We start from the raw sequence: 22,770 nt of genomic DNA on the forward strand, positions 1-22,770 counted from the left end.
CGAGGCATCCGCGCACGTCGCCAGCACCCTGTTCGAGAGGTCGAGAAGCCATGTCAGTACAGCCGTCCGGTGGGATCGGGTGACGAAGCCACAGTTGACCGAGTCGACCGAAACCACTGACGACGTCTCCACCGCCGGTGGTGTGCGCCGCACCGTGCTCCCCGGTGGGCTGCGCGTGGTGACCGAGCACGTGCCCGGCGTGCGCTCGGCCTCCATCGGGGTGTGGGTCGGCGTCGGCTCGCGCGACGAGGGGCCCACCGTGGCCGGCGCGGCGCACTTCCTCGAACACCTGCTGTTCAAGGCGACGCCCACCCGCTCGGCGCTCGACATCGCCCAGACCATGGACGCCGTCGGCGGCGAACTCAACGCGTTCACCGCCAAGGAACAGACCTGCTACTACGCCCACGTCATCGACGAGGACCTGCCGCTGGCCGTGGAACTGGTCGCCGACGTGGTGCTCAACGGCCTGTGCCGGGCCGTCGACGTCGACGTGGAGCGGCAGGTGGTGCTCGAGGAGATCGCCATGCGCGACGACGACCCCGAGGACCTGGTCGCCGACTCCTTCCTCACCGCGCTGTTCGGTGACCACCCGATCGGGCGCCCGGTGATCGGCACCGTCGAATCCATCGAGGGCATGCAGGCCGCCCAGTTGCGCGGGTTCCACCAGCGCCGCTACCGGCCGGACCGGATGGTCGTCGCGGTGGCGGGCAATGTCGACCACGACCGCACCGTCGAACTGGTGCACCGCGCGTTCGGGCCGCGCCTGGACGCCACCGCCGAACCGGCGCCGCGCCGTGAGGGCAGGTTCCGCGCGCAGACCGCGCCCAGCCTGGTCCGGATCAATCGCGACAGCGAACAGACCCACCTGGTCTTCGGGGTGCGCGCGTTCGGCAGGCACGAGGGACAGCAGCGCTGGCCGCTGTCGGTGCTCAACACCATCGTCGGCGGCGGCCTGAGTTCACGGCTGTTCCAGCGCATCCGGGAGGAACGCGGCCTGGCGTACTCGGTGTACTCGAGCGTCGACACCTTCGCCGACACCGGCGCGTTCTCGGTCTACCTCGGCTGCCAGCCCGAAAACCTCGCCCAGGTCACGACATTGGCGCGCGACGTGCTCGTCGACGTGGCCACCAACGGGGTCACCGACGCCGAATGCGCCCGCGCCAAGGGCTCGTTGCGCGGCGGGCTGGTCCTCGGCCTCGAGGACTCCGCCTCGCGGATGAACCGCATCGGCCGCAGCGAACTGAGCTACGGCAACCACCGCAGCGTCTCGGCCACCCTCGCGCGCATCGACGCCGTGACCACCGACGAGGTCAACGCCATCGCTCGCACCCTGCTCGCCCGCCCCTACGGCGCGGCGGTCGCGGGCCCCTACCAGCGCACCCGCGACCTGCCCGCCGCGGTCCGCAAACTCGTCGACCACTGACCCACGCCCCGCCGCTCGTGGGTGCCGTAGCGGTCACCGACCCGGGTCAGTCCCGTGCCGCCTGGTTGGCGGCGTCGACGATGGCGGGCAGCAGACCGGGGACCGCGTCCTCGACGGCGTCGGTGCGCAGCCGCTGATAGGTCTGGCCGTCGATGGTCAGGCGCTCGATCAGGCCCGCCTCGCGCAGGATCTTGAAATGGTGGGTCGCGGTGGATTTGTTGATCGCGTCGTAGAGCGCCGAGCAGCGGACCGGGGTACCCGCGTTGGCCATGCGGCGAACCATCTCCAGGCGGACCGGATCGTGCAAGGCGCTCAGCACAGTGGGGAGCCCGGCGACCGGCAGGGTCGGCGCCGGGGGGAGACCGTTAGCCTGTGTCATGATCTACCTCACTCGGGGGTTTGATACTCATCATACTAGGCGTAGGGTCTACGTCGTTCGATGGTGATCAAACTCTGCTGATAGGGGCTGCCATGGTGGCGTCGACGATCGCTCCGGTCGAGTCGGGGAAGCGGTGGGCCTACGGGCTGGTCCTCGCGGCGAGCGCGGTGGCGCTCGGTGTCTCCGGCGCGCCCGCGCCGCTCTACGGCATCTATCAGACCGAGTGGCACCTCTCACCGCTCACCACCACCATGGTGTTCGCCGTGTACGCGGTGGCCGCCCTCGGCGCGGTGCTGGTCTCGGGCCGGATCTCGGATGTGGTCGGCCGCAAGCCCGTGATGGTGGCCGCGTTCGCGACCATGATCCTGGGCCTGGTGGTGTTCCTGCTCGCCGACTCCGTGCCGATGCTGTTGCTGGCCAGGGCATTACACGGCGCCGCGGTCGGCGCGACCGTGGTCGCGGGTGCCGCGGCCCTGCTGGACCTGCGGCCCACACACGGCGCGCGGTCCGGTCAGCTCAGCGGGGTGGCGTTCAATGTCGGAATCGCGGTCGCGGTGCTGGGCACCGCGGTGCTCGCGCAGTACGCGCCCTCGCCGCTGCGCACGCCCTATGTGGTGATCGCGGTGATCTGCCTGGCCGCGGGTGCGGGCATCCTGGCGGTGAGCGAGCCGCACACGGCCCGGGTGAAGTCGCGGATCACGATCGCGAAACCCGCTGTCCCGCACGAGATCAGGGCCGACTTCTGGTTCTCCGCGATCGGCGTGATGGCGGCCTGGTCGGTGCTGGGTGTGCTGCTGTCGCTGTATCCGTCACTGGCCGCGGCCGAGACCGGCGTGCACAACCTGGTGTTCGGCGGCGTCGTCGTCGCGAGCACCGCGCTCGCCGCCGCGCTGGCACAGCTGTTCGCCTCGCGGATTCCGGCGCGCCGGGCCGCCGTCATCGGCGACCTCGGCATGGCCGCCGCGCTGCTGGCCACCATCCCGGCCCTGGCCACCAAGCAGCCCGCCGTCGTCGTGCTCGCCGGGCTGGTGCTCGGTGCCACCTTCGGTCTGGGCTTCGGTGGTTCGCTGCGGCATCTGTCGGAAGTCGTTCCGCCCCACCGCCGGGGCGAGACCATGTCGGCCTACTACCTGCTGGCTTACTCCGCGATGGCGTTGCCGACCCTGGCCGCGGGCTGGGCTGCCACCACCTGGGGCCTGTCGACGGTCTTCCCGTGGTTCATCGTGCTCGTCTCGGTGGCCTGCGTGCTGGCCGCGCTGCTCGGGCTCCGGGGAACCCGGGCAGCGCGGGTGAACTAAGCGGGCCAGCCGCCGTAGGGCACGGTGATCAATTCCATGAAGTGGCCGTTGGGGTCGAGGAAATAGACCCCGCGGCCACCGTCGTTGTGATTGATCTCGTTGACCCCGTGTTGCATCGGGTCGGCCCAATGATCCATTTCGTAGCGCTGGATCTTGGCATAGGCAGCTTCGAACTCGGATTCCGAGACGAGGAATGCGTAATGCTGCGGCTGGATTTCGGAAACATGCGGCGGCACCTTCGCGAAATCGAAGGTGACGCCGTTGGCGACGGGGATCGGAATGAACGGACCCCACTCTTTTCCTATGTCCAACCCGAGGAGATCCGCCCAGAATTCGGCGGTTTCCCGATTATCGCGACATCCGACAATGGTGTGATTGAACTGTACTGGCAGTGGATTTCTCCTTGTTCGTGATGGCGCCGACCCTGGGCACGGTACGAGGCGGCCGACAGGAGCACCATCACCGCGAACGAGATTAGCCACCGATCCCGGATCGTGCAATGGCCGCGCGGGGTAGCGTCGCGCACATGAGGATTCGTGGAGCCGTCCTGGAACGCATCGCCGCGCCCGCGCCGTTCGCCGAGTCGCAGCCGATCACCGTGTGCGATCTCGAGCTGGCCGCGCCGGGCCCCGGGGAACTGCTGGTCCGGATCGAGGCGGCCGGACTGTGTCACTCCGATCTGTCGGTGGTCGACGGCAATCGGGTACGGCCGGTGCCGATGCTGCTCGGACACGAGGCGGCCGGGGTGATCGAGGCGCTGGGCGACGGAGTCGCCGATGTGGCGGTGGGGCAGCGGGTCGTGATGACGTTCCTGCCGCGCTGCGGCGAGTGCGCCGGCTGCGCGAGCAACGGCCGCACCCCGTGCGCGCCCGGCAGCCTCGCCAACAACGCGGGTGAGCTGCTCGGCGGGGGCCGCAGGTTGCGCCGAGACGGCGCCGAAGTGCACCACCACCTGGGCGTGTCCGGTTTCGCCACGCACGCCGTCGTCGACCGGCGCTCGGTGGTCCCGGTCGACGCCGACGTGCCACCCGAGGTCGCCGCGGTGCTGGGCTGCGCGGTGCTCACCGGCGGCGGCGCGCTGCTCAATGCCGCGCAGCCGGGCAGGGGGGATCGGATCATGGTCGTCGGGCTCGGCGGCGTCGGCATGGCGGCGGTGCTCGTCGCGGTCTCGCTCGGTCTCGGCGAGGTGATCGCCGTCGACACTGTTCCCGAAAAGCTCTCGCTGGCAAAGGAATTCGGCGCCACCGCCGCGTTCACGCCGGGCGAGATCGCCGAGCGGGGAGTGCAGGCCGAGGTGGTGGTCGAGGCCGCGGGCAATGTGCGCGCCTTCGAGACCGCCGTCGCCGCCACGGCGCCCGGTGGCGTCACGGTGACGGTCGGCCTGCCCGCTCCAGACGCCACCGCGACGATCTCGCCGCTGGCCCTCGTCGCGCAGGGGCGCAGCATCGTCGGCAGTTACCTCGGCTCGGCCGTGCCCGAGCGCGACATCCCCGAATACGTGCGCCGGTGGCGGGCCGGCACCCTCCCGCTGGAACGCCTCGTCTCCGCCCGGATCGGGCTCGACCAGGTCAACGCGGCGATGGACGAACTCGCGGCGGGCGCGGCACTGCGCCAGGTGATCGTGTTCGACTGACCTCGCCGCCGGGTCACCCGTCGCTGCTCGATAGGCTTGCCGGTAAGGGTGAAGCGAGACACGAGGAGATACGGGTGACCATTCGGGTCGGAGTGCTCGGAGCACGCGGCAAGGTCGGACAGGCCATCTGCGCGGCCGTGGAGGCGGCGGCCGATCTGGAGCTGGTCGCCCAGGTCGACAAGGGTGACGCGCTGGAGACGTTCACCGAGACCGGCACCCAGGTGGTCGTCGATTTCACCCATCCCGACGTGGTGATGGGGAACCTGAAGTTCCTGATCGAGAACGGGATCCACGCCGTGGTCGGCACCACCGGCTTCGACGAGGTGCGCCTGGCCGAGGTCCGGGGCCAGCTGGCGCAGCGTCCCGAGGTCGGCGTCCTGATCGCGCCGAACTTCGCGATCGGCGCGGTGCTGTCGATGCGGTTCGCCGAGCAGGCGGCGCGGTTCTTCGAGTCGGTCGAGGTCATCGAGCTGCACCACCCGAACAAGGCCGACGCGCCCTCGGGCACCGCCTACCGCACCGCCGGGCTGATCGCCGCGGCTCGCGCCGAGGCGGGCGTCGGCCTGAGCCCCGATGCCACCACCACCGAGCTCGAGGGCGCCCGTGGCGCCGACGTCGACGGTGTGCGGGTGCATTCGGTGCGGCTGGCCGGCCTCGTCGCGCACCAGGAGGTGCTGTTCGGCACCCAGGGCGAGACGCTGACCATCCGCCACGACTCCATCGACCGCAACTCCTTCGCGCCCGGCGTGCTGCTCGGGGTGCGCGAGATCGCCGGGCGGCCGGGGCTGACGGTCGGGCTCGACCCGTTCCTGGATCTGTGAACGCGTCCGAACCCGCCGCGTGGCGACCTGATCGTCAGGTCGTGAAAATCGTCGCGCTGGTGGCTTTCCTGGTGCTGGCGCTGATCTACTACTTCGTGCGCCTCGGCGGGCTGGCCATCGCCTACATCGCCGACGGCGGGTTCGCGGGGATCGCGATCGGCATCGGCATGCTGCTGCTGCCGATCGTCGGCGTGTGGATCGTGTGGGCGACGCTGCAGGCCGCACTCGCCCACCAGCACCTGGCCCGGCGGATCGACGAGGAGGGCCTCGAGGTCGACACCTCGGAGCTGCCCCGACGGCCCTCCGGCCGCATCGAGCGCGACGCCGCCGACGCGCTGTTCGCGCGGATCAAGACCGAATGGGAAGCCGACCCGGACAACTGGCGCTCCTCCTACCGGCTCGCCCGCGCCTACGACTACGCGGGTGACCGCACCCGCGCCCGCGAGACCATGCGCCGCGCGGTCGCCCTGGAAAAGCTGGAACGCGAGGAATAGCCCGTGGCCCGGTTGCTGCTCGTCCACCACACCCCGTCGCCGCACACCCAGGCGATGTTCGAAGCGGTCCTCGCCGGCGCCACCGATCCCGAGATCGAGGGTGTGGAGGTGGTGCGCCGCGCCGCCCTGGCGGTCACCGCCGTCGACGTCCTCGAGGCCGACGGCTATCTGCTCGGCACCCCAGCCAACCTCGGCTACATGAGCGGCGCGCTCAAGCACGCCTTCGACACCGTCTACTACCCCTGCCTGGACTCGACTAGGGGTCGGCCGTTCGGCCTCTACGTCCACGGCAACGAGGGCACCGAAGGCGCCGAGAAGGGCGTCACCGCCATCACCACCGGCCTCGGCTGGGTGAAGGCGGCCGACTACGTGGTGGTGTCGGGCGCACCGACCAAACCCGACCTCGAGGCGTGCTGGAATCTCGGTGCGACGGTCGCGGCGCAGTTGATGGCCTGAGCCGGCGCGCTCCCCACCGCCGAACCCCCGAGGCCGGTGAGCAGTCGGTGGGGACGCCGTGGCCGCATCGGCTGAGGCCGCGTACCCCCGCGACGTGGGCGGATCGGCGTGGCCCCGAATTCTGGTGGGCTGACAGTCGGCGGTCCGATGCGGTAGAACTCGACACCGACGGGTTGCGGGCTGGCCGCGGATGGGTGTTCGAGATGGGGAGTGGTCGGTGAGCGAGTTGCAGCAGACTCCGGCGGTACGGCGGATCGGACTGGTCGAGGACCACGAGTCCGTCGCGATCGGGCTGGCGGCCATGCTCGGGCCCGAACCCGATCTGGACCTGGTCGCGACCGCCGATACCGTGGCCGGGCTGCTCGCCGCCGACGACGCCCTCGACCTGGTCGTGCTCGACCTGCGCCTACCCGACGGCTCGACGCCCGAGGACAACGTCACCACGCTGCGCGAACGCGGCATCGAGGTACTGGTGTTCACCGGTGCCGACAACGCGTTCCTGGTGCGTTCGGCGGCGAAGGCGGGCGTGCTCGGGGTGCTGCGCAAGTCCGAGAGCGTGGCGACCGTGGTCGCGGCGGTGCGCCGGGCCGCCTCCGGGGAACAGGTCGTCACCACCGACTGGGCCGCCGCGATCGACGGCGATCCGCAGCTGTCCGACGTCGGGCTCAGCCCGCGTCAGGAGGAAGTGCTCATGCTGTACGCCTCGGGGGAGAAGGCGTCGCGGGTGGCCCGGCTGACCGGCCTGTCCGAGCAGACCGTCAACGACTATCTCGGCCGCATCCGGCAGAAATACGCGGACGCGGGCAGGCCCGCCCCGACCAAGACCGACCTGTACAAACGGGCCGTCGAGGACGGCTGGCTGCCCGTGCCGGAACGTCAGCAGCGCACGTGACCGCCACCGCGGTCCGCCCGGCAGCCGGGCCCGTCGCGGTGGACACCGAGCTCTCCCGGGCGGCGACCGATCAGATCCTGCGCCGGCTCGGCGTCGTCATCGGCGTCGGCGCGATCATCGTGATGACCCTCGAACTACCCGCCGTGCTGATCCAGCCGATCAACCGCTCGGTGTGGCCCGAGGTGCACCTGGTTGCCGCGTACCTGTTCTTCGCGCCGCTGGCGATCGTGTCGGCGCGCGGGCCGGTCACCGCGATCCGCGGGGTCGCCGCGGCGGCCGCGATCTGCTATCTGGCGGCCACCGTGACGACGCCGCTGGTGTATTCGGTGGTGACGGTCGGATCGTTCGCGTCGTGGCCGTATCGCGGGCTGGTCCTCGGGGTGATGGCCGGCGGTCTGGCCTGGTCGGTGCGCACGGCCTCGTGCTTCGCGGCGGTGCTGGCCGTGGCCACCAGCGCGTCCAATGCCGCGGTGGTGCCGGACAGTTCGGCGTGGGCGCTGTTCGGCGACGTCACCAGGGCGCTCGGGGTGGCCGCGCTGTTCCTGTGGTGCGTGGTCTACGCGCGCACCGCCGCCGAGCGGGTCGACAGGGAGGCCGTCCGGCAGCGCTCACGCGCGGCGACAGTCGCCGCGACGGCGGCCCGGGAACGCGAGGCCGCCCGCTTCGCCGCGCTCATCCACGACGCGGTGCTGTCGACCCTGCTGGAGGCATCGCGCACGACGGGCTCCACCGCGGCGCTGTCCGCGCAGGCGACCCGCACCCTCGACCAGCTCGAACAGGCGCGCAGCGCACCGGAAATCGATCATCTCGACGCCGCCGCGGCGGTGGAGTTCCTGCGCGCCGCGGTGCGCGAGGTCGATCCCGACGTGCCGGTCCAGGCGGCGCGACGCGGCGCGGATCTGTGCCTGCCGCTGGAATCGGCGCAGGTGCTGGGCGCGGCGCTGAGCGAGGCCGTGCGCAACAGCGTGCGCCACGCCGACGTGGCGGGCAGGCGGGTGCGTCGCGAGGTGGCCGTCACCGTGGCCACCGGCGGCATCAAGGTGGTGCTCTCCGACGACGGCGCCGGCTTCGACCCGGCCCGGGTGCCCGCCGACCGGATGGGCATCGCCGGCAGCATCCTGGGCCGGATGCGCACGCTGCCGGGCGGGGCGGCCTTCGTCGAGTCGGCCCCCGGCACCGGCACCGTGGTGACCCTGGTGTGGGGCAGCCATGGCTGAGCGGGACCTGCCCTTCGGCATGCGCGACCTGTTCGGCCTCAGCGACGGCATGGCCTGGCTGTTCGTGGTGATCTTCGAAGCCACCATCGTCATGTACCTGCGGGTGAACTTCGACATCGTCCCACCGATCCCGGCCGCCGTCGCGCTGGTGCTGATGGCCGTGGCCGCGCTGGTCGTGCTGGTCTTCCCGGTGGATCCGCTGCCGTGGCCCGCCACCGCCTACGTCGCCTGCGCGGGACCGGCCGCGATGGCGCTGACGGTGCCGTGGATCGAGAATCCCACGGGGTTCTCGCATCAGCTGTGGACCGCCTACCCGACCTCGTATCTGCTGGCGATGCTGGTGCTGCGCGGGCGGATCCTGTCGGCCTGGCTCGGTGTCGCGGCCGCCGCGACGGTGCTCGTCACGATGGGGGTGTTCACCACCTGGCATCCGGAGACGGTGGTGCGGGCGCTGACCCCGGTCGCCACCGTCGGCGTGGTGACGGTGTTCATGGCGATCGTGCGGCCCACCCAGCGCTCGCTGCGGGAATTGCGCGGCCAGGCCAACCGGCGCGCGGCCACCGAGGCGGCACTGGCCGCGGCGGGCGCCGAACGCGACCGGCAGCTGACCCGCCTGGACCTGCTCGCCCGGCCGATACTCGCGCGCATCGCCGAGGGCGCCCATCTCACCGACGACGAACGCGAACAGTGCCGACTGCTCGAGGCCGAACTCCGCGACGGACTGCGCGCGCCCGAACTGGTCACCGAACAGCTCAGCGCCGCCGCGCGCGCGGCTCGCGCGCGCGGGGTGGAGGTCACCCTGCTCGACGACGGTGGCTTCCGCGGCGTGCCGACCTGGGTGCGCCACAACGTCATCGATGCCGCGGTCGAGGCCCTCGACAGCGCCGAGGAGGGCACGGTCACGGTGCGGGTGCTGCCGATCGGGCGGCGCTGGGTGGCGACCGTGCTGGCCGCCGCCGCGGCCGGTGACCGGCGCACCGAGATCGACACCGCGGGCGTCGTACGGGTCTCCACCTGAGCCGCGCGCACCTGTCGTACCCCTGTGTCAGGCTGAGGGAATGCAGCGGATGAATGCGGCGACGGCCCGGCGGATCGCGCTGGCCGCGCAGGGTTTCGGCAAACGTCGCCCGGCCAACCCGAACCGGCGCTCCGTCCTCGACGTCGTCGCCAGAACCCGTCTGCTGCAATTGGATTCGGTCTCGGCGGTGGTGCGCGCGCACTACGCGCCGGTGTTCAGCCGGATCGGTCCCTACGACCGCACGCTGCTGGAGAAGGCGGCATGGAGCGACAGCCCGCGGGCCCGGCGCGGCCTGGTCGAGTACTGGGCGCACGAGGCGGCGCTCATCCCGGTCGCGGACTGGCCGTTACTGCGCTGGCGGATGGCCGAGTACCGGCACGGGCGCTGGTCGGGCATGCGCAAGGTCATCGAACGAAATCCGACCTTGGGTAAAGACATTCTCGATGTCGTCACCGAGCTCGGCGCGTCCAGCGCGGGCGAGATCGAACGTCATCTGGAGCTGGACAAGCCGCGCCCCAAAGGCACCTGGTGGAATCTGAGCGACACCAAGATGGTGTGCGAGCAGCTCTTCGCCGCCGGCGAGCTGTCCATCGCGCGCCGGGCCGGGTTCACCCGCCAGTACGACCTGACCGAACGCGTCGTTCCGGCCGATGTCCTGGACCGCGAGATCGGCGAGGACGAGGCCGTCCGCGAGCTGCTGCGCCGGTCCGCCCGCGCGCTCGGCATCGGCACCGAGCCCGACCTGCGCGACTACTACCGCCTGAACCGGCGCCAGAGCGCCCCCGCCATCGCCGATCTCGTCGACGCGGGCGAGTTGATTCCGGTCGACGTCGACGGCTGGGATGCGCCCGCCTACCTGCATCCGGAGGCGAGCACCCCGCGCCGGATCACCGGCGCCGCCCTGCTGTGCCCGTTCGACCCGCTGATCTTCTTCCGCCCACGCACGCAGCGGATCTTCGACTTCCACTACCGCATCGAGATCTACACGCCGGAACCCCAACGGGTGCACGGCTATTACGTCTTCCCGTTCCTGCTCGACGGTGCGCTCGTCGGCCGGGTCGACCTGCGCGCCGAGCGGGGCAGCGGCAGGCTGCTCGCGCCCGGCGCGTTCGCCGAACCGGGCTACGCGACGGCCGAGACCGCGCACGCGTTGCGCGGCGCGCTGCGGGAGATGGCCGACTGGCTCGAACTCGACGACGTCGTCATCGGCGAGCGCGGCGACCTGGCCCCGCTGCTGTGACCGGCTACCAGCCCTTCGGGCCCTGGCCGCGCATCTGATCGCGCAGTGTGTTGGTGACCGCGCCCGAGAGCCAGGAGTTCAGCGACTGCCCGTTCTGCGCCGCCGCCTCCTCGGCCTTGGACTTGAGCTGCTCGACCAGGCGCAGGGTGACGCGGCTGATGTCACCGGTCATCTCCTCGAAGGTCGGCGGTTCCTCCGCGCCCGACGGCGTGTTCTTGCGCACGTCGGCCACCGCGTCGGTGCCGTCGAGGCGGACGTGCACGGTGCGGTCGCCGAGCTCGGTGCTGATCTCCGCGGCCAGCTCCGACAGTGCCGACAGCAACACGAGCCTGCTCGAACTCTCCACCGCGGCGGCCAGTGCGGCGGCGGTGGCCTGCGTTTTCTCGTCGCCGAGTGCGGCGGCGGCGATCAGTTCCTCGCGCAGCCGCGCGGTGTGAGCGTTCAGATCCATGACATCAGTGTGGCGTCATATCTGACATCACGCAAGGATGGTCGTGATGTCACCCCGGACGGGGGGTGACGGCGAAAAACACCCACCGGCAGCCGGATCGGCCGCTAGGGTGTCGAGGCTCATCTGGCGACCGGGTAGCCTTTCTGACCATGACGAACGGTGAATCGACGCCAACGGAGCTGCACGCGTCCGGCACGGTAGGTGTCGCGATGGTGACCCCCTTCAGCGCTGCGGGCAAGCTCGACGTCGATGCCGGTGTTGCTCTGGCCGCGCGCCTGGTGGACCGCGGCGTCGATCTGCTGGCCATCTCGGGGACCACCGGTGAGTCGCCGACCACCACCGAGACCGAGAAGGCCGAGCTGCTGCGCGCCGTCGTCGACGCGGTCGGCGATCGCGCCACCGTGATCGCGGGCGCGGGCACCTACGACACCGCCCACTCGATCGAACTGGCGCGCGCCGCCGAGAACGCCGGCGCGCACGGCCTGCTCGTGGTGACCCCGTACTACTCGCGCCCCACGCAGGAGGGCCTGCTCGCGCACTTCACCGCGGTCGCCGACGCCACCTCGCTGCCGGTGACCCTCTACGACATTCCACCGCGGTCGATCGTGCCGATCGCCATCGACACGATCCGCCGCCTCGCCGACCATCCGAACATCGTCGCGGTGAAGGACGCCAAGGGTGACCTGGTCTCCGGCGCCGATCTCATCGCGACCACCGGTCTGGCGTTCTACTCCGGCGACGACGGCCTCAACCTGCCCTGGCTCTCGGTCGGCGCCACCGGATTCATCAGCGTCATCGGGCACGTCGTGCCCGAACGCCTGCGCGAGATCCACCAGGCCTACACAGCCGGTGACGTGGCCAGGGCCAGAGAGATCAACGCGACACTGTTGCCGCTGTTCGCGGCCATGACCCGCCTGGGAGGTGTGGCGATGTGCAAGGGAGCTCTTCGATTGCTCGGTGTCGATGTGGGGGAACCCCGGTTGCCCCAGCTGATGCCGACGCAGGCGCAGCTCGACGCGCTGGCGCTGGATCTGCAGGCCGCGGGGGTGTCGGCATGACCGAACCCACCGCTCGCAAGCCGCGTCGCCGGTCCGCCTCTCGCGCCGCCGGCGCGCCCGAACCCACCCCGGTCGAGCAGGTCGCGCCGCCGAAGCAGGCCGCCCCGGCCACCGAACCGGTCGCCGAGATCGTCGCCGAGGCGAACCTGGTCGGTGATGCCGAGGTGGGCACCGATCTGATCAGCGTCGCCGAGGAGCAGGCCACCGCGCCGAAGAAGGCGACCTCGCGCCGCGCCAAGAGCAAGCCCGCCGCCGAGCAGGCCCCGCAGCAGCAGTCCCGTGGCGGCGGCCGTGGCCGGCAGGGCGGCGGCCGTGGCCGGGGTTCCGCGCCCGTGGCCGAGCCGCGCGAGAAGGCGCCCCAGGACCGGCTCGGCGCCCCGCCGAAGCTGCCCAAGAACGGCCTGCGGGTGTTCGCGCTCGGCGGCATCGGCGAAATCGGCCGCAACATGACCGTGTTCGAGTACGACGGCAAGCTGTTGATCGTCGACTGCGGTGTGCTGTTCCCCGAGGACCAGCAGCCCGGCGTCGACCTGATCCTGCCCGACTTCCGGCCCATCGAGGACCGGATGGACGACATCGTCGCCATCGTGCTCACCCACGGTCACGAGGACCACATCGGCGCGGTGCCGTTCCTGCTGCGCAACCGTCCCGACATCCCCGTGATCGGCGCGCGGTTCACCCTCGCGCTGGTCGCCGCCAAGTGCCGTGAGCACCGGCTGCAGCCCAAGCTCATGGAGGTCGCCGAGGGCGAGACCACCGTGCACGGCCCGTTCGAGTGCGAGTACTTCGCGGTCAACCACTCGATCCCCGACGCCATCGCGGTCGCCATCCGCACCAAGGCGGGCGTCGTGCTGCACACCGGTGACATCAAGCTCGACCAGCTGCCGCTCGACGGCCGCCTGACCGACCTGGCCGGCTTCTCGCGCCTCGGCGACGAGGGAGTCGACCTGTTCCTGGTCGACTCCACCAACGCCGAGGTCCCCGGCTTCGTCACTCCCGAGCGCGAGATCGGCGGGGTGCTCGACAATGTCATCGGCAAGGCACGCAACCGCGTCATCGTCGCCTCCTTCGCCAGCCACGTGCACCGCATCCAGCAGGTCGTCGACGTGGCACAGAAGTACAACCGCAAGGTCTGCTTCGTCGGCCGCTCGATGGTGCGCAACATGCAGATCGCCCAGGATCTGGGCTATCTGACGGTGCCCGACAACGTGGTCGTCGAGATGGACCAGGCCGCGAACCTGCCCGGCAACCGCCTGGTGCTGATCTCCACCGGTTCCCAGGGCGAACCGCTCTCGGCGCTGGCCCGGATGGCGCGCGGTGACCACCGCCAGATCAACATCCGCGCCGACGACCTGATCGTGCTGGCCTCCTCGCTGATCCCCGGCAACGAGAACTCGGTGTTCGCGGTGGTCAACGGCCTGGCCCGGCTCGGCGCCACGGTCATCACCCAGCAGAACGCGAAGGTGCACGTCTCCGGTCACGCCTCGGCCGGTGAGCTGCTGTACCTGTACAACGCGGTGCGCCCGACCAACGCCATGCCCGTGCACGGCGAATGGCGGCACCTGCGCGCCAACGCCGCGCTCGCGGTGGCCACCGGCGTGCCGGAGGAGCGGGTCGTGCTGGCCGAGGACGGCGTGGTGGTCGACCTGGTCGACGGCATCGCCTCCATCGTCGGCCGGGTCCCGGTCGGGCACGTCTACGTCGACGGGCTCTCGGTCGGCGACGTCGGCGAGTCGACCCTGTCGGACCGCCTGGTCCTGGGCGAGGGCGGTTTCATCTCGATCACCGTCGTCATCGACTCGACCACGGGCAAGGCCGTCAGCACCGAGCTCAACGGCCGCGGCTTCTCCGACGACCCGACCGCGCTCAACGGCGCGAACGAGCTGGTGGAGTCCGAGCTGCTGCGGCTGGCGGGCGAGGGCATCACCGACACCCACCGCATCGCCCAGGGCGTGCGCCGGGTGGTCGGCCGCTGGGTCGCCGACACCTACCGTCGCCGTCCGATGATCGTGCCGACGGTCATCGGCGTCTGACCTTCCGAGACCGACAACCGCCGGGCGACACTGTCGCCCGGCGGTTGTGGTCGCGGGTCAGGCCTGGCAGGCCGCGGAGTCGAGCTTGGCCGACTTCACGATGTTGCAGGCGAAGGTGTGCGAGACCTTCCAGGAATCGTCCTCGGCGACGAAGTCGACGAAGGCGTCCTGCACCGGCTTGCCGTCGATGGTGACATCGGCGTCGGCCTTGAGCTTGCCGTCGGCGGGCTCGCCGACCTTGGTGATCGCGACGGTCACCTTGTTCTTGTTCGCGGCGTCGACGAACTTGTCGACCAGCATCGGATCCTGATCGGCGTCCTCGATGTAGGTCTTCTTCTCGTCGCCGGTGAGCTTGCCCGCCAGCGCCTTGTTGATCCGGCTGTTCAGTTCCTCGGCGGTCGGCTTGGGCAGGTTGGGCGGGGTGGTGACCGCGAGGTCGCCGCCTTCTTCCTTGCCCTGCTTGGCATTGCCCGATTCGAAGGCGCCGCCCGCGGCGGTCGTGCTGCTCGCGCCCGCGCTCGACGAGCCCGAATCGCTGCTGCACGCGCTGAGCCCGAGCGCCGCGACGATCGCGACGAGGGCGGTGGCGGTCTTCAGTGGACGGTTGGTCACTACAACTCCCCAGATACTGTTCTCGATACGGGTCGGGCTAGAGCTGGTAACCGCTGGTGCAGTTCCAGTGCTTGATGCTGGCGTTGCCCGGATTGTTGTTCAGCGCTTCGCGTTTGGCGCCGCCGATGGTCGAGGCCGAGCCGTAGCTCCACCAGCCGCGCGAGATCGCGATAGCGCCGCAGCCGTTGCGATACGACACCTTCACATCGCACCCGCCGCCGCCTCCGCCGCGCCGGCATGCCGCCATCGCGCCTGCCTCCGCCTCGGCATAGCTGCCGTAGTCGGTGGCGTACCCGTAGACCCCCGGTTTGATCGATACCGCGATGGCACCGTAATTGCTCGACTGCGCCTGGGCCGGAGCGATGTGCCCCGCGAACAACGCCGCGGTGGTGGCACCGAGCACGGCCGCGCTGGTGAGCATTCTCTTCACTTGTTGCTTCCCCTTCGTAAGCACGGGTCAACCGACCCGATGGAGCGCAGTCAACGTACCGAGCGGCACCTCGCGCGCGCCAGCCGTAGCGCCGCCTACGGGCCGAAATACAGGAGTTCGGTAAGGATTCGACAAGTCCGGGCCCGCGAAACGCGGTCGCGCGCGAGTTTTCCCCACGCTGACCGGGGGCCCGCGACCTGCGCCTGCGGGTGAGATCACCGTCGCAACCGGGGTGGGACCAGTGTTGCGGATGGTCCGGACGGGGCCTGAGCGGCTAGCCTGATGGTCATGGCAGGTAAGTCCCGCAGCACCACGACCTCTCGGGCGCGGGCGGGATCGAGCCGGGGGCAGACGCCGCCGCCGCGATCTCGCTCGACGACTCCGCGAGCGTCGGCGGCGCCACGCGGGCGTACCGCCCCCGCGCGCAGGCCGGTCAAACGCGCGTCGAACACCGCGCCGCTGGCGGTGATCGGGCGCGGCGTCGGCAGCGGCTGGACCATGCTGGCGCGCGGCGTCGGCGCCACGACCCGCACGCTGAGCCGCGCCGGGGAGATCGAGCACGGACACCGGCGCGACGGCATCGGTCTGGCGCTCATCGCGGTGAGCGCGGTCATCGCCGCCGCCATGTGGCTCTCGGCGGGCGGACCCGTCGGCCGTTTCCTCGAAGACGTCGTGCGCGCCGTCGCGGGTACCGCGGGCGGACTGGCTCCGCTGTTGTTCATCGCCCTCGCCGTGGTGCTCATGCGCACCGAGCCGCATCCGGAGATCCGGCCCCGGCTGGTGCTGGGCGGCCTGCTCGTCGTGCTGCCCGCGCTCGGCATCTGGCATCTGGCCGCCGGGTCGCCCGCCGACGCGCACGGGCGTTCGCGGGCGGCGGGCCTCCTCGGCTACGCCGTCGGCGGTCCGCTCGGGCAGGGGCTCACGCCCTGGCTGGCGCTACCGATTCTGTTGCTGGCCATGGTGTTCGGTGTCCTGCTGCTCACCGGGACCACGGTGCGCGAGGTGCCAACGGCGCTGCGGGAGTACTTCGGCCTCGGCGAGCACGACGGCGACGACGATCCCTACGACCCGGCCAACTACGACGACGACGGTTTCCCGCTGCACCGCAACCGGACCCGTCGCCGTGGCCGTACCCCCGACGACAACTACCCGCCCGACGAGTTCGGCGGCTCCGACGCGCTCACCGAATCGCTGGGCGAACCCCCGCTGCGCGAAGCCAAGCAGCTGCGCCTCGACGAGGAACCGCCCGCGCCCGAGCCCGCCCCGAAGCCGGCGCGCAAGCGCCCGCCCGCCAAGGTCGTCGACCAGACCCCGCCCGCCCCGCCGGAGCCGGAGTTCGTCACCGACCGGGTCGTCGACGGCGACTACACCCTGCCGCCGCTGACCCTGCTGCTCGACGGTGAACCGCCCAAGAAGCGTTCGGCCGCCAACGAATCGATGATCGAGGCGATCACCGAGGTGCTGGTGCAGTTCAAGATCGACGCCGCGGTCACCGGTTTCGTGCGCGGCCCGACGGTCACCCGCTACGAGGTGGAGCTGGGCCCCGGCGTCAAGGTCGAGAAGATCACCGCGCTGGCCCGCAACCTCGCCTACGCGGTCGCGACCGAGAACGTGCGCCTGCTCGCGCCGATTCCCGGCAAGTCCGCGGTCGGCATCGAGGTGCCCAACTCCGACCGCGAACTGGTGCGCCTGGCCGACGTGCTCAAGTCGCCGCACACCCGCAACGACCATCACCCGCTGGTGATCGGGCTCGGCAAGAACATCGAGGGCGAGTTCGTCTCGGCGAACCTGGCCAAGATGCCCCACCTGCTGGTGGCCGGTTCCACCGGTTCCGGTAAGTCGAGTTTCGTGAACTCGATGCTGATCTCGCTGCTGCACCGGGCCACCCCGGAAGAGGTCAGGATGATCCTGATCGACCCGAAGATGGTGGAACTCACGCCGTACGAGGGCATTCCGCACCTGATCACGCCCATCATCACCCAGCCGAAGAAGGCCGCCGCCGCGCTGGCCTGGCTGGTCGAGGAGATGGAACAGCGCTATCAGGACATGCAGGCCAACAAGGTCCGCCACATCGACGACTTCAACAAGAAGGTGAAGTCGGGCCAGATCACCGCGCCGCTGGGCAGCGAGCGGGTCTACCGCCCGTATCCGTACATCCTGGCGATCGTCGACGAGCTCGCCGACCTCATGATGACCGCCCCGCGCGACGTCGAGGACGCGATCGTGCGGATCACCCAGAAGGCCCGCGCCGCGGGCATCCACCTGGTGCTGGCGACCCAGCGCCCGTCGGTGGACGTCGTGACCGGCCTGATCAAGACCAACGTGCCCTCGCGGCTGGCCTTCGCGACCTCGTCGCTGACCGACTCGCGCGTCATCCTGGATCAGCCGGGCGCGGAGAAGCTGATCGGCATGGGCGACGGCCTGTTCCTGCCGATGGGCGCGGGCAAGCCGACCCGTCTGCAGGGCGCGTTCATCTCCGACGAGGAGATCCACGCGGTCGTCGAGTTCAGCAAGACCCAGGCCGAGCCCGAGTACCAGGAGGGCGTCACGGCCGCCAAGGCCGGCGAGGTCAAGGACGTCGACCCCGACATCGGCGACGACATGGACGTGCTGTTGCAGGCCGTGGAGCTGGTGGTCACCTCGCAGTTCGGCTCCACCTCGATGCTGCAGCGCAAGCTGCGCGTCGGCTTCGCCAAGGCGGGCCGGTTGATGGACCTGATGGAGACGCGCGGCGTCGTCGGCCCCAGCGAGGGTTCCAAGGCGCGCGACGTGCTGATCAAGCCCGACGAGCTGGACGGACTGCTGTGGTCGATCCGGGGTGGCGACCCCGGCGGCGCCGAGGACGAGTAGGTCGAACGCACGCCGGTCGGCGCGCGATACTGGTTTGCTCTGACCGTGCCGGGAGTAGACAGCGACGAACGAGGAGGGACCGTGGCTCACCGCGGAGTCGAACCGCGCGGGACGGGCCTCGACAGCCCGTCGGCACCTGCGTGAGCCGGGAGTGTGGACGGTTCCCTCGGCGAGAGTCGAACTCGCACTTGCCGGTACCTGAGACCGGTGCCTCTGCCAGTTGGGCTACGAGGGAATGGGTGATCGCCCCGGACCGCGCAGGGCGGGCAGGGGTACGCGGGCGCTCGGCCCGAGGGTGGGGGAGGGGTGCCTAGCGGCCTAGGGCCGGACGATGCCGGTCAGCAGTCGCCGCGGGCGCTCGAAAAGCGCTGCGGCCGCACGGCACCCAGGGGTAGCCGGTGCATCTCGACACGGCGTTCGTACTTCGCGGTGGATCCGTTCACGGCTAGCTCCTCTCGGGGTACCGATGGGGTGACGATGCGTCGACGGTAGCAGCGCACGGCGTTCGGCGAAACGGATTTTTCCGACGCGCCGACCGGCCCGTGCGCAGGTCAGGGTGCCTGTGTGTGAAATCATGACGAGCAAGCGTTCCGCAAAGCCGACTGAAACGGACATTTCGGGCATGATGGACGACATGAACTTCATCGATCGGACCACCACATGCAGGTGACCACGCTCGAGTGGGTGATCACCGGTGTGGTGATCCTCGCCTTGTTCGTCTTCGACTTCTTCGCCCACGTCCGCACACCGCACGAGCCGACCTTCAAGGAATCGGGCTTCTGGTCGGCCGTCTACATCGGCCTGGCGCTGCTGTTCGGCCTCTTCGTCGCCTGGAAATGGGGCGGCACCTACGCCGGGGAGTACTACGCGGGCTTCGTCACCGAGAAGGCCCTCTCGGTGGACAACCTGTTCATCTTCCTCATCATCATGAGCACCTTCGCGGTGCCGCGGATCTATCAGCAGAAGGTGCTGCTCATCGGCATCGTGCTGGCGCTGGTGATGCGCGGTGCGTTCATCGCCGTCGGCGCGGCCGCGATCAGCGCGTTCAGCTGGGTGTTCTACCTGTTCGGCGCGTTCCTGATCTACACCGCGGTGAACCTGCTGCGCGAGAGCGGACACGAGGTCGAGCACGAACAGCAACGTGACAGCCGCATCGTGGCGCTGGCCAAGCGGATCCTGCCCACCACCGATCAGTACGACGGCGACAAACTCGTCACCCGGATCGACGGCAAACGCGTGGTGACCCCGCTGCTGCTGGCGCTGCTGGCCATCGGCTTCGCCGATCTGCTCTTCGCCCTGGACTCGATTCCGGCCATCTACGGCCTCACCGAGCAGCCCTATCTGGTGTTCACCGCCAACGCCTTCGCGTTGATGGGCCTGCGCCAGCTGTTCTTCCTCATCGGCGGCCTACTCGACCGCCTGGTGTACCTGTCCTACGGCCTGGCCGCCATCCTGGCGTTCATCGGCGTCAAACTGGTGCTGCACGCCCTGCACGAGAACACGCTGCCGTTCATCAACGGCGGTGAGCATGTGAGCGTGCCGGAGATCTCCACCGTGTTCTCGCTGAGCGTGATCATCGGCATCCTGGTGATCGCCACGGTGGCGAGCCTGCTCAAGACCCGCCGCACCACCTCCTCCTGACCGCGCACTGCCCCGGAACCGTCGTGGTGTCCGGGGCAGTGCTGTGTCAGCGGGCGCTCACTCGGCGAAGGCGCCCATCACCGGCAGCCATTCGACGACGCGCACGGCCTCGATGAGGTCCAGCTTCGCGAACGGGTCCTCGGTCAGCAGCGTGGTCAGCGACGGCGCGTCCTCGGCCCGGAAGATCAGCAGCGCGCCGGTACCGTCCGGGTACGGGCCGCTGGTGAGCACCGTGCCCGCGTCGACGAGCGCGTTGAGCCACCCGCGATGCTCGGGGCGGTGCGTGGCCCGCTCGGCGGCGGTGGCCTCGGTGTAGGTGTAGTGGACGGCGAAGATCGGCACGGTCGATCACTTTCTCGCGGTGGGCTTGCGGACAGGTCAGAGAGTCAGCAGCATGCGGGTGTTGCCGAGGGTGTTCGGCTTGACGTAGCTCAGGTCGAGGAACTCCGCGACGCCGGTGTCGTAGGACCGGCACATCTCCGCGTACACCTCGGCGGTGACGGGCGTGCCGTCGATCTCGACGAAACCGTGCCTGCCGAAGAAGTCCACCTCGAAGGTCAGCACGAACAGCCGCTGTAGCTGCAATTCGCGCGCGACCGCGACCAGTCGATCGACGACGGCGCCGCCGACGCCGCGGCCCTTCACCACCGGATCGACGGCGACCGTGCGCACCTCGCCCAGATCGGCCCACAGCACGTGCAGCGCGCCGCAGCCGACGACGCGGCCCTCGAGTTCGGCCACCCAGAACTCCTGGACGGACTCGTACAGGGTGACCAGATTCTTCTCCAGCAGGATGCGACCCGCGTACTCGTCGACCAGACGCTTGATCTCGGGGACGTCCGAGGTTCGGGCTCGTCGCACGACGACGTCGGTGTTCCCGGCGGCGGAAGCGGAGCGCGACCACGCAGGGCCCTCGGAGACACCGCGATCGGACACCGCGGAAACAGGCGCCACAGAGGGCGCGGCGGGATGCGCGTCGCTGGTCGAACCACCCAGTGGTCCCCGTGAGGTCATGGGGTGCACAGTAGTCGGCCGGGTTACCGATAGTCTGAACATGTGCCGCACATCCTGTCGTTCCGCTCACCGCATCGCGCCGGGCTCGACGACCGGATCGGACGGCATTGCCCGCGCGAGCAAACCGCGCGCGAAACGGGTGGATTTCGGCGCAGTGCCGGTGAGTGCCGAGAGGGCGGGGCATGAGAGGTCAGCGCGCGGAGGAGGCAGCCTGCGTAACCACGGAGAGCGCCCGAGCAGGCCGGATGGACGCAGCATGAGCGTGCGACCCGAAGAGATCGACCGTGGATGGGAGAGGCCCGCGCCACCGCGCACGGCGCCCGACCGTGCCGAGGCGCAGGTCCCGGTGCTCAATATCGCGAACGTGCTGACCATCGCGCGGATCGTGCTGGTCCCGCTGTTCGTGCTGGCGCTGTTCGCCGAAGGCGGGCACGACACCCGCTGGCGGATCATCGCCGCGGCGGTGTTCGGGCTGGCGGCGATCACCGATCGCTTCGACGGGCAACTGGCCCGCAAATACGGTTTGGTGACCGATTTCGGCAAGCTGGCCGACCCCATCGCGGACAAGGCGCTGATCGGTTCGGCGCTGATCGGGCTCTCGGTCCTGGGTGATCTGCCTTGGTGGATCACCGCGGTCATCGTGGGACGCGAACTCGGCATCACCGTGCTGCGGCTGATCGTGGTCCGGCGCGGGGTGATCCCGGCGGGTCGCGGCGGCAAGCTCAAGACCCTGGTGCAGTCGATCGCCATCGCGCTGCTGCTGTTGCCGCTGTCGGGCGCCTTCGCCACCGCGGGCATGGTGCTGATGTACGCGGCCGTCGCGCTGACGGTGATCACCGGCCTGGACTACGTCGGCCAGGCGGCCCGCCTGTGGCTGGCGGGAGGACGCGCGCGCGGCGAGTCCCGCTCGTGACCGATCCGCTCGTCGACGGGGCGCCGGTCGCCGAACTGGTCCGGGCGCTGGCCGCGGCCGGTCAGACCGTCGCCACCGCCGAATCGCTGACCGCGGGCCTGCTGGCCGCCACCGTGGCCGGGGTGCCGGGCGCCAGCGCGGTGCTGCGGGGTGGCCTGATCGTGTATGCCACCGACCTGAAAAGCCGCCTGGCCTGCGTCGACGACGACATCCTCCGGGTCGACGGCCCGGTCGCCGCCTCGACCGCCGAGCAACTCGCGGTGGGGGCCAGACAGCGCTGTGGCGCCGACTGGGGTGTGGGTCTGACCGGCGTCGCCGGACCCGATTCCCAGGACGGGCACCCGGTCGGGACGGTATACCTCGGATTGGCCGGTCCACGGCACAGTGAAGTGGTCCGGTTGAAACTCGACGGCGACCGGTGGACGATCAGGATCGGTGCGGTGCACAGCGCGGTGCGGGAGTTGCTGCGCTGTGTGACGACGAACTAGCCGCGTCCGGGAACCACCGGCCGATGCTCGACGTTGTGCCAGAAAGAGGTGAGCACCGCTGCGGCGGTGACACGAGGTGGAGGAGAACGAGATGACGCTGCTGCGGGAGGCAATCGGGGACAGTCTGCGGCGTGCGCGTCTCGCCCAGCATCGAACGCTGCGCGAGGTGTCGACCTCGGCGCGTGTGAGCCTCGGCTATCTGTCGGAAGTGGAGCGCGGCCGCAAGGAAGCCTCCAGTGAACTGCTCGCCGCCATCTGCGAGGCACTGGACGTGCCGCTGTCGCGGGTGCTGTGGGACGTGAGCACCATCATGGCCGGCGCGGATGGCTCCGCGCCGCGCGAGCCCGCGCTGACCGGCCCCGCCGCCGAGCGTGAGGCCGCCCCGGCCGAACCCGCCCCCGCCGAACCC

24 protein-coding genes and 1 tRNA gene are annotated in these 22,770 nt (G+C 70.3%); 17 read left to right on the forward strand and 8 right to left on the reverse strand.

Features of this window, described 5'->3' with window-relative positions; all coding sequences use genetic code 11:
- Positions 1-94: 94 nt before the first annotated feature.
- Positions 95-1,423: a pitrilysin family protein gene (locus tag ATM97_RS10490; RefSeq protein ID WP_218717775.1), complete on the forward strand. Its 1,329-nt coding sequence runs from the start codon at positions 95-97 to the stop codon at positions 1,421-1,423.
- Between the two features lie 46 nt (positions 1,424-1,469).
- Here the strand turns inward: ATM97_RS10490 and ATM97_RS10495 are convergent, their stop codons facing one another.
- On the reverse strand, positions 1,470-1,802 hold the full coding sequence (locus ATM97_RS10495; protein ID WP_218717776.1) for a helix-turn-helix transcriptional regulator: 333 nt from the start codon (positions 1,800-1,802) through the stop codon (positions 1,470-1,472).
- A 92-nt stretch (positions 1,803-1,894) separates the two neighbouring features.
- Between ATM97_RS10495 and ATM97_RS10500 the strand changes: the two genes are divergently transcribed.
- Positions 1,895-3,100 (forward strand): MFS transporter, encoded by a 1,206-nt coding sequence (locus ATM97_RS10500; RefSeq protein WP_218717777.1) that lies wholly within the window; start codon positions 1,895-1,897, stop codon positions 3,098-3,100.
- On the opposite strand, the gene ATM97_RS10505 is transcribed toward ATM97_RS10500, so the two are convergent.
- A complete protein-coding gene (locus ATM97_RS10505; RefSeq protein ID WP_218717798.1) occupies positions 3,097-3,492 on the reverse strand; it encodes a VOC family protein in 396 nt (131 codons plus the stop codon). The genes ATM97_RS10500 and ATM97_RS10505 overlap by 4 nt on opposite strands.
- A gap of 134 nt (positions 3,493-3,626) precedes the next feature.
- On the opposite strand from ATM97_RS10505, the gene ATM97_RS10510 reads away from it, so the two are divergent.
- The 8 genes from ATM97_RS10510 (at position 3,627) to ATM97_RS10545 (ending at position 10,871) form a co-directional block, all read left to right on the forward strand.
- Positions 3,627-4,733, forward strand: coding sequence for an alcohol dehydrogenase catalytic domain-containing protein (locus ATM97_RS10510; protein ID WP_218717778.1), 1,107 nt, complete (start codon positions 3,627-3,629; stop codon positions 4,731-4,733).
- Positions 4,734-4,807: 74 nt separating this feature from the next.
- Positions 4,808-5,554, forward strand: a complete 747-nt coding sequence (gene dapB, locus ATM97_RS10515; RefSeq protein WP_218717779.1) for a 4-hydroxy-tetrahydrodipicolinate reductase — start codon at positions 4,808-4,810, stop codon at positions 5,552-5,554.
- A 41-nt stretch (positions 5,555-5,595) separates the two neighbouring features.
- Complete coding sequence (locus ATM97_RS10520; protein ID WP_374104846.1) at positions 5,596-6,048, forward strand: hypothetical protein; 453 nt, start codon at positions 5,596-5,598, stop codon at positions 6,046-6,048.
- A gap of 3 nt (positions 6,049-6,051) precedes the next feature.
- Positions 6,052-6,504, forward strand: a complete 453-nt coding sequence (locus ATM97_RS10525; RefSeq protein ID WP_218717781.1) for an NAD(P)H-dependent oxidoreductase — start codon at positions 6,052-6,054, stop codon at positions 6,502-6,504.
- A 190-nt stretch (positions 6,505-6,694) separates the two neighbouring features.
- A complete protein-coding gene (locus tag ATM97_RS10530) occupies positions 6,695-7,396 on the forward strand; it encodes a response regulator transcription factor (RefSeq protein ID WP_218717782.1) in 702 nt (233 codons plus the stop codon).
- Positions 7,393-8,613: an ATP-binding protein gene (locus ATM97_RS10535; protein ID WP_218717783.1), complete on the forward strand. Its 1,221-nt coding sequence runs from the start codon at positions 7,393-7,395 to the stop codon at positions 8,611-8,613. Before ATM97_RS10530 ends, ATM97_RS10535 begins: the two co-directional genes overlap by 4 nt.
- Positions 8,606-9,631 carry a hypothetical protein gene (locus ATM97_RS10540; RefSeq protein ID WP_218717784.1) on the forward strand — a complete coding sequence of 342 codons (1,026 nt, stop codon included), beginning with the start codon at positions 8,606-8,608 and terminating at the stop codon, positions 9,629-9,631. The genes ATM97_RS10535 and ATM97_RS10540 overlap by 8 nt, the downstream gene beginning before the upstream one ends.
- A gap of 40 nt (positions 9,632-9,671) precedes the next feature.
- Positions 9,672-10,871, forward strand: a complete 1,200-nt coding sequence (locus ATM97_RS10545; RefSeq protein ID WP_218717785.1) for a winged helix-turn-helix domain-containing protein — start codon at positions 9,672-9,674, stop codon at positions 10,869-10,871.
- 4 nt (positions 10,872-10,875) lie between these two features.
- On the opposite strand, the gene ATM97_RS10550 is transcribed toward ATM97_RS10545, so the two are convergent.
- Complete coding sequence (locus ATM97_RS10550; protein ID WP_218717786.1) at positions 10,876-11,322, reverse strand: toxin-antitoxin system HicB family antitoxin; 447 nt, start codon at positions 11,320-11,322, stop codon at positions 10,876-10,878.
- Positions 11,323-11,471: 149 nt separating this feature from the next.
- Between ATM97_RS10550 and dapA the strand changes: the two genes are divergently transcribed.
- The gene (gene dapA, locus ATM97_RS10555) at positions 11,472-12,380 is read left to right on the forward strand and encodes a 4-hydroxy-tetrahydrodipicolinate synthase (protein ID WP_218717787.1); all 909 of its coding nucleotides are present in this window, start codon (positions 11,472-11,474) and stop codon (positions 12,378-12,380) included.
- Positions 12,377-14,413, forward strand: coding sequence for a ribonuclease J (locus ATM97_RS10560; protein WP_255587520.1), 2,037 nt, complete (start codon positions 12,377-12,379; stop codon positions 14,411-14,413). Before dapA ends, ATM97_RS10560 begins: the two co-directional genes overlap by 4 nt.
- Positions 14,414-14,470: 57 nt before the next feature.
- Here the strand turns inward: ATM97_RS10560 and ATM97_RS10565 are convergent, their stop codons facing one another.
- Both ATM97_RS10565 and ATM97_RS10570 read right to left on the reverse strand, forming a co-directional pair.
- Positions 14,471-15,025 carry a hypothetical protein gene (locus ATM97_RS10565; protein ID WP_218717788.1) on the reverse strand — a complete coding sequence of 185 codons (555 nt, stop codon included), beginning with the start codon at positions 15,023-15,025 and terminating at the stop codon, positions 14,471-14,473.
- 37 nt (positions 15,026-15,062) lie between these two features.
- Positions 15,063-15,446, reverse strand: coding sequence for a DUF4189 domain-containing protein (locus ATM97_RS10570; RefSeq protein ID WP_218717789.1), 384 nt, complete (start codon positions 15,444-15,446; stop codon positions 15,063-15,065).
- Positions 15,447-15,743: 297 nt separating this feature from the next.
- Between ATM97_RS10570 and ATM97_RS10575 the strand changes: the two genes are divergently transcribed.
- On the forward strand, positions 15,744-18,305 hold the full coding sequence (locus ATM97_RS10575; RefSeq protein ID WP_218717790.1) for a DNA translocase FtsK: 2,562 nt from the start codon (positions 15,744-15,746) through the stop codon (positions 18,303-18,305).
- Positions 18,306-18,466: 161 nt separating this feature from the next.
- Here ATM97_RS10575 and ATM97_RS10580 read toward each other — a convergent pair.
- Positions 18,467-18,540 (reverse strand) — tRNA-Leu (locus tag ATM97_RS10580).
- Positions 18,541-18,965: 425 nt separating this feature from the next.
- On the opposite strand from ATM97_RS10580, the gene ATM97_RS10585 reads away from it, so the two are divergent.
- Positions 18,966-19,946, forward strand: coding sequence for a TerC family protein (locus ATM97_RS10585; protein ID WP_218717791.1), 981 nt, complete (start codon positions 18,966-18,968; stop codon positions 19,944-19,946).
- A gap of 57 nt (positions 19,947-20,003) precedes the next feature.
- Here ATM97_RS10585 and ATM97_RS10590 read toward each other — a convergent pair whose 3' ends face one another.
- Positions 20,004-20,288 carry a YciI family protein gene (locus ATM97_RS10590; protein WP_218717792.1) on the reverse strand — a complete coding sequence of 95 codons (285 nt, stop codon included), beginning with the start codon at positions 20,286-20,288 and terminating at the stop codon, positions 20,004-20,006.
- A 36-nt stretch (positions 20,289-20,324) separates the two neighbouring features.
- Positions 20,325-20,960 carry an amino-acid N-acetyltransferase gene (locus ATM97_RS10595; protein WP_255587521.1) on the reverse strand — a complete coding sequence of 212 codons (636 nt, stop codon included), beginning with the start codon at positions 20,958-20,960 and terminating at the stop codon, positions 20,325-20,327.
- Between the two features lie 256 nt (positions 20,961-21,216).
- Here ATM97_RS10595 and pgsA point away from each other — a divergent pair, with 256 nt between their 5' ends.
- From pgsA to ATM97_RS10610, 3 genes are all read left to right on the forward strand, one after another.
- On the forward strand, positions 21,217-21,873 hold the full coding sequence (pgsA, locus tag ATM97_RS10600; protein ID WP_218717793.1) for a CDP-diacylglycerol--glycerol-3-phosphate 3-phosphatidyltransferase: 657 nt from the start codon (positions 21,217-21,219) through the stop codon (positions 21,871-21,873).
- Positions 21,870-22,361, forward strand: a complete 492-nt coding sequence (locus tag ATM97_RS10605) for a CinA family protein (protein ID WP_218717794.1) — start codon at positions 21,870-21,872, stop codon at positions 22,359-22,361. The genes pgsA and ATM97_RS10605 overlap by 4 nt, the downstream gene beginning before the upstream one ends.
- Before the next feature lie 91 nt (positions 22,362-22,452).
- Positions 22,453-22,770, forward strand: a 318-nt coding sequence (locus ATM97_RS10610; RefSeq protein ID WP_255587523.1) for a helix-turn-helix domain-containing protein, incomplete at its 3' end; no start/stop codon positions are given.

The organism is Nocardia sp. MH4 (genome assembly GCF_019266065.1).
Classification (GTDB): Bacteria; Actinomycetota; Actinomycetes; order Mycobacteriales; family Mycobacteriaceae; genus Nocardia; species Nocardia canadensis.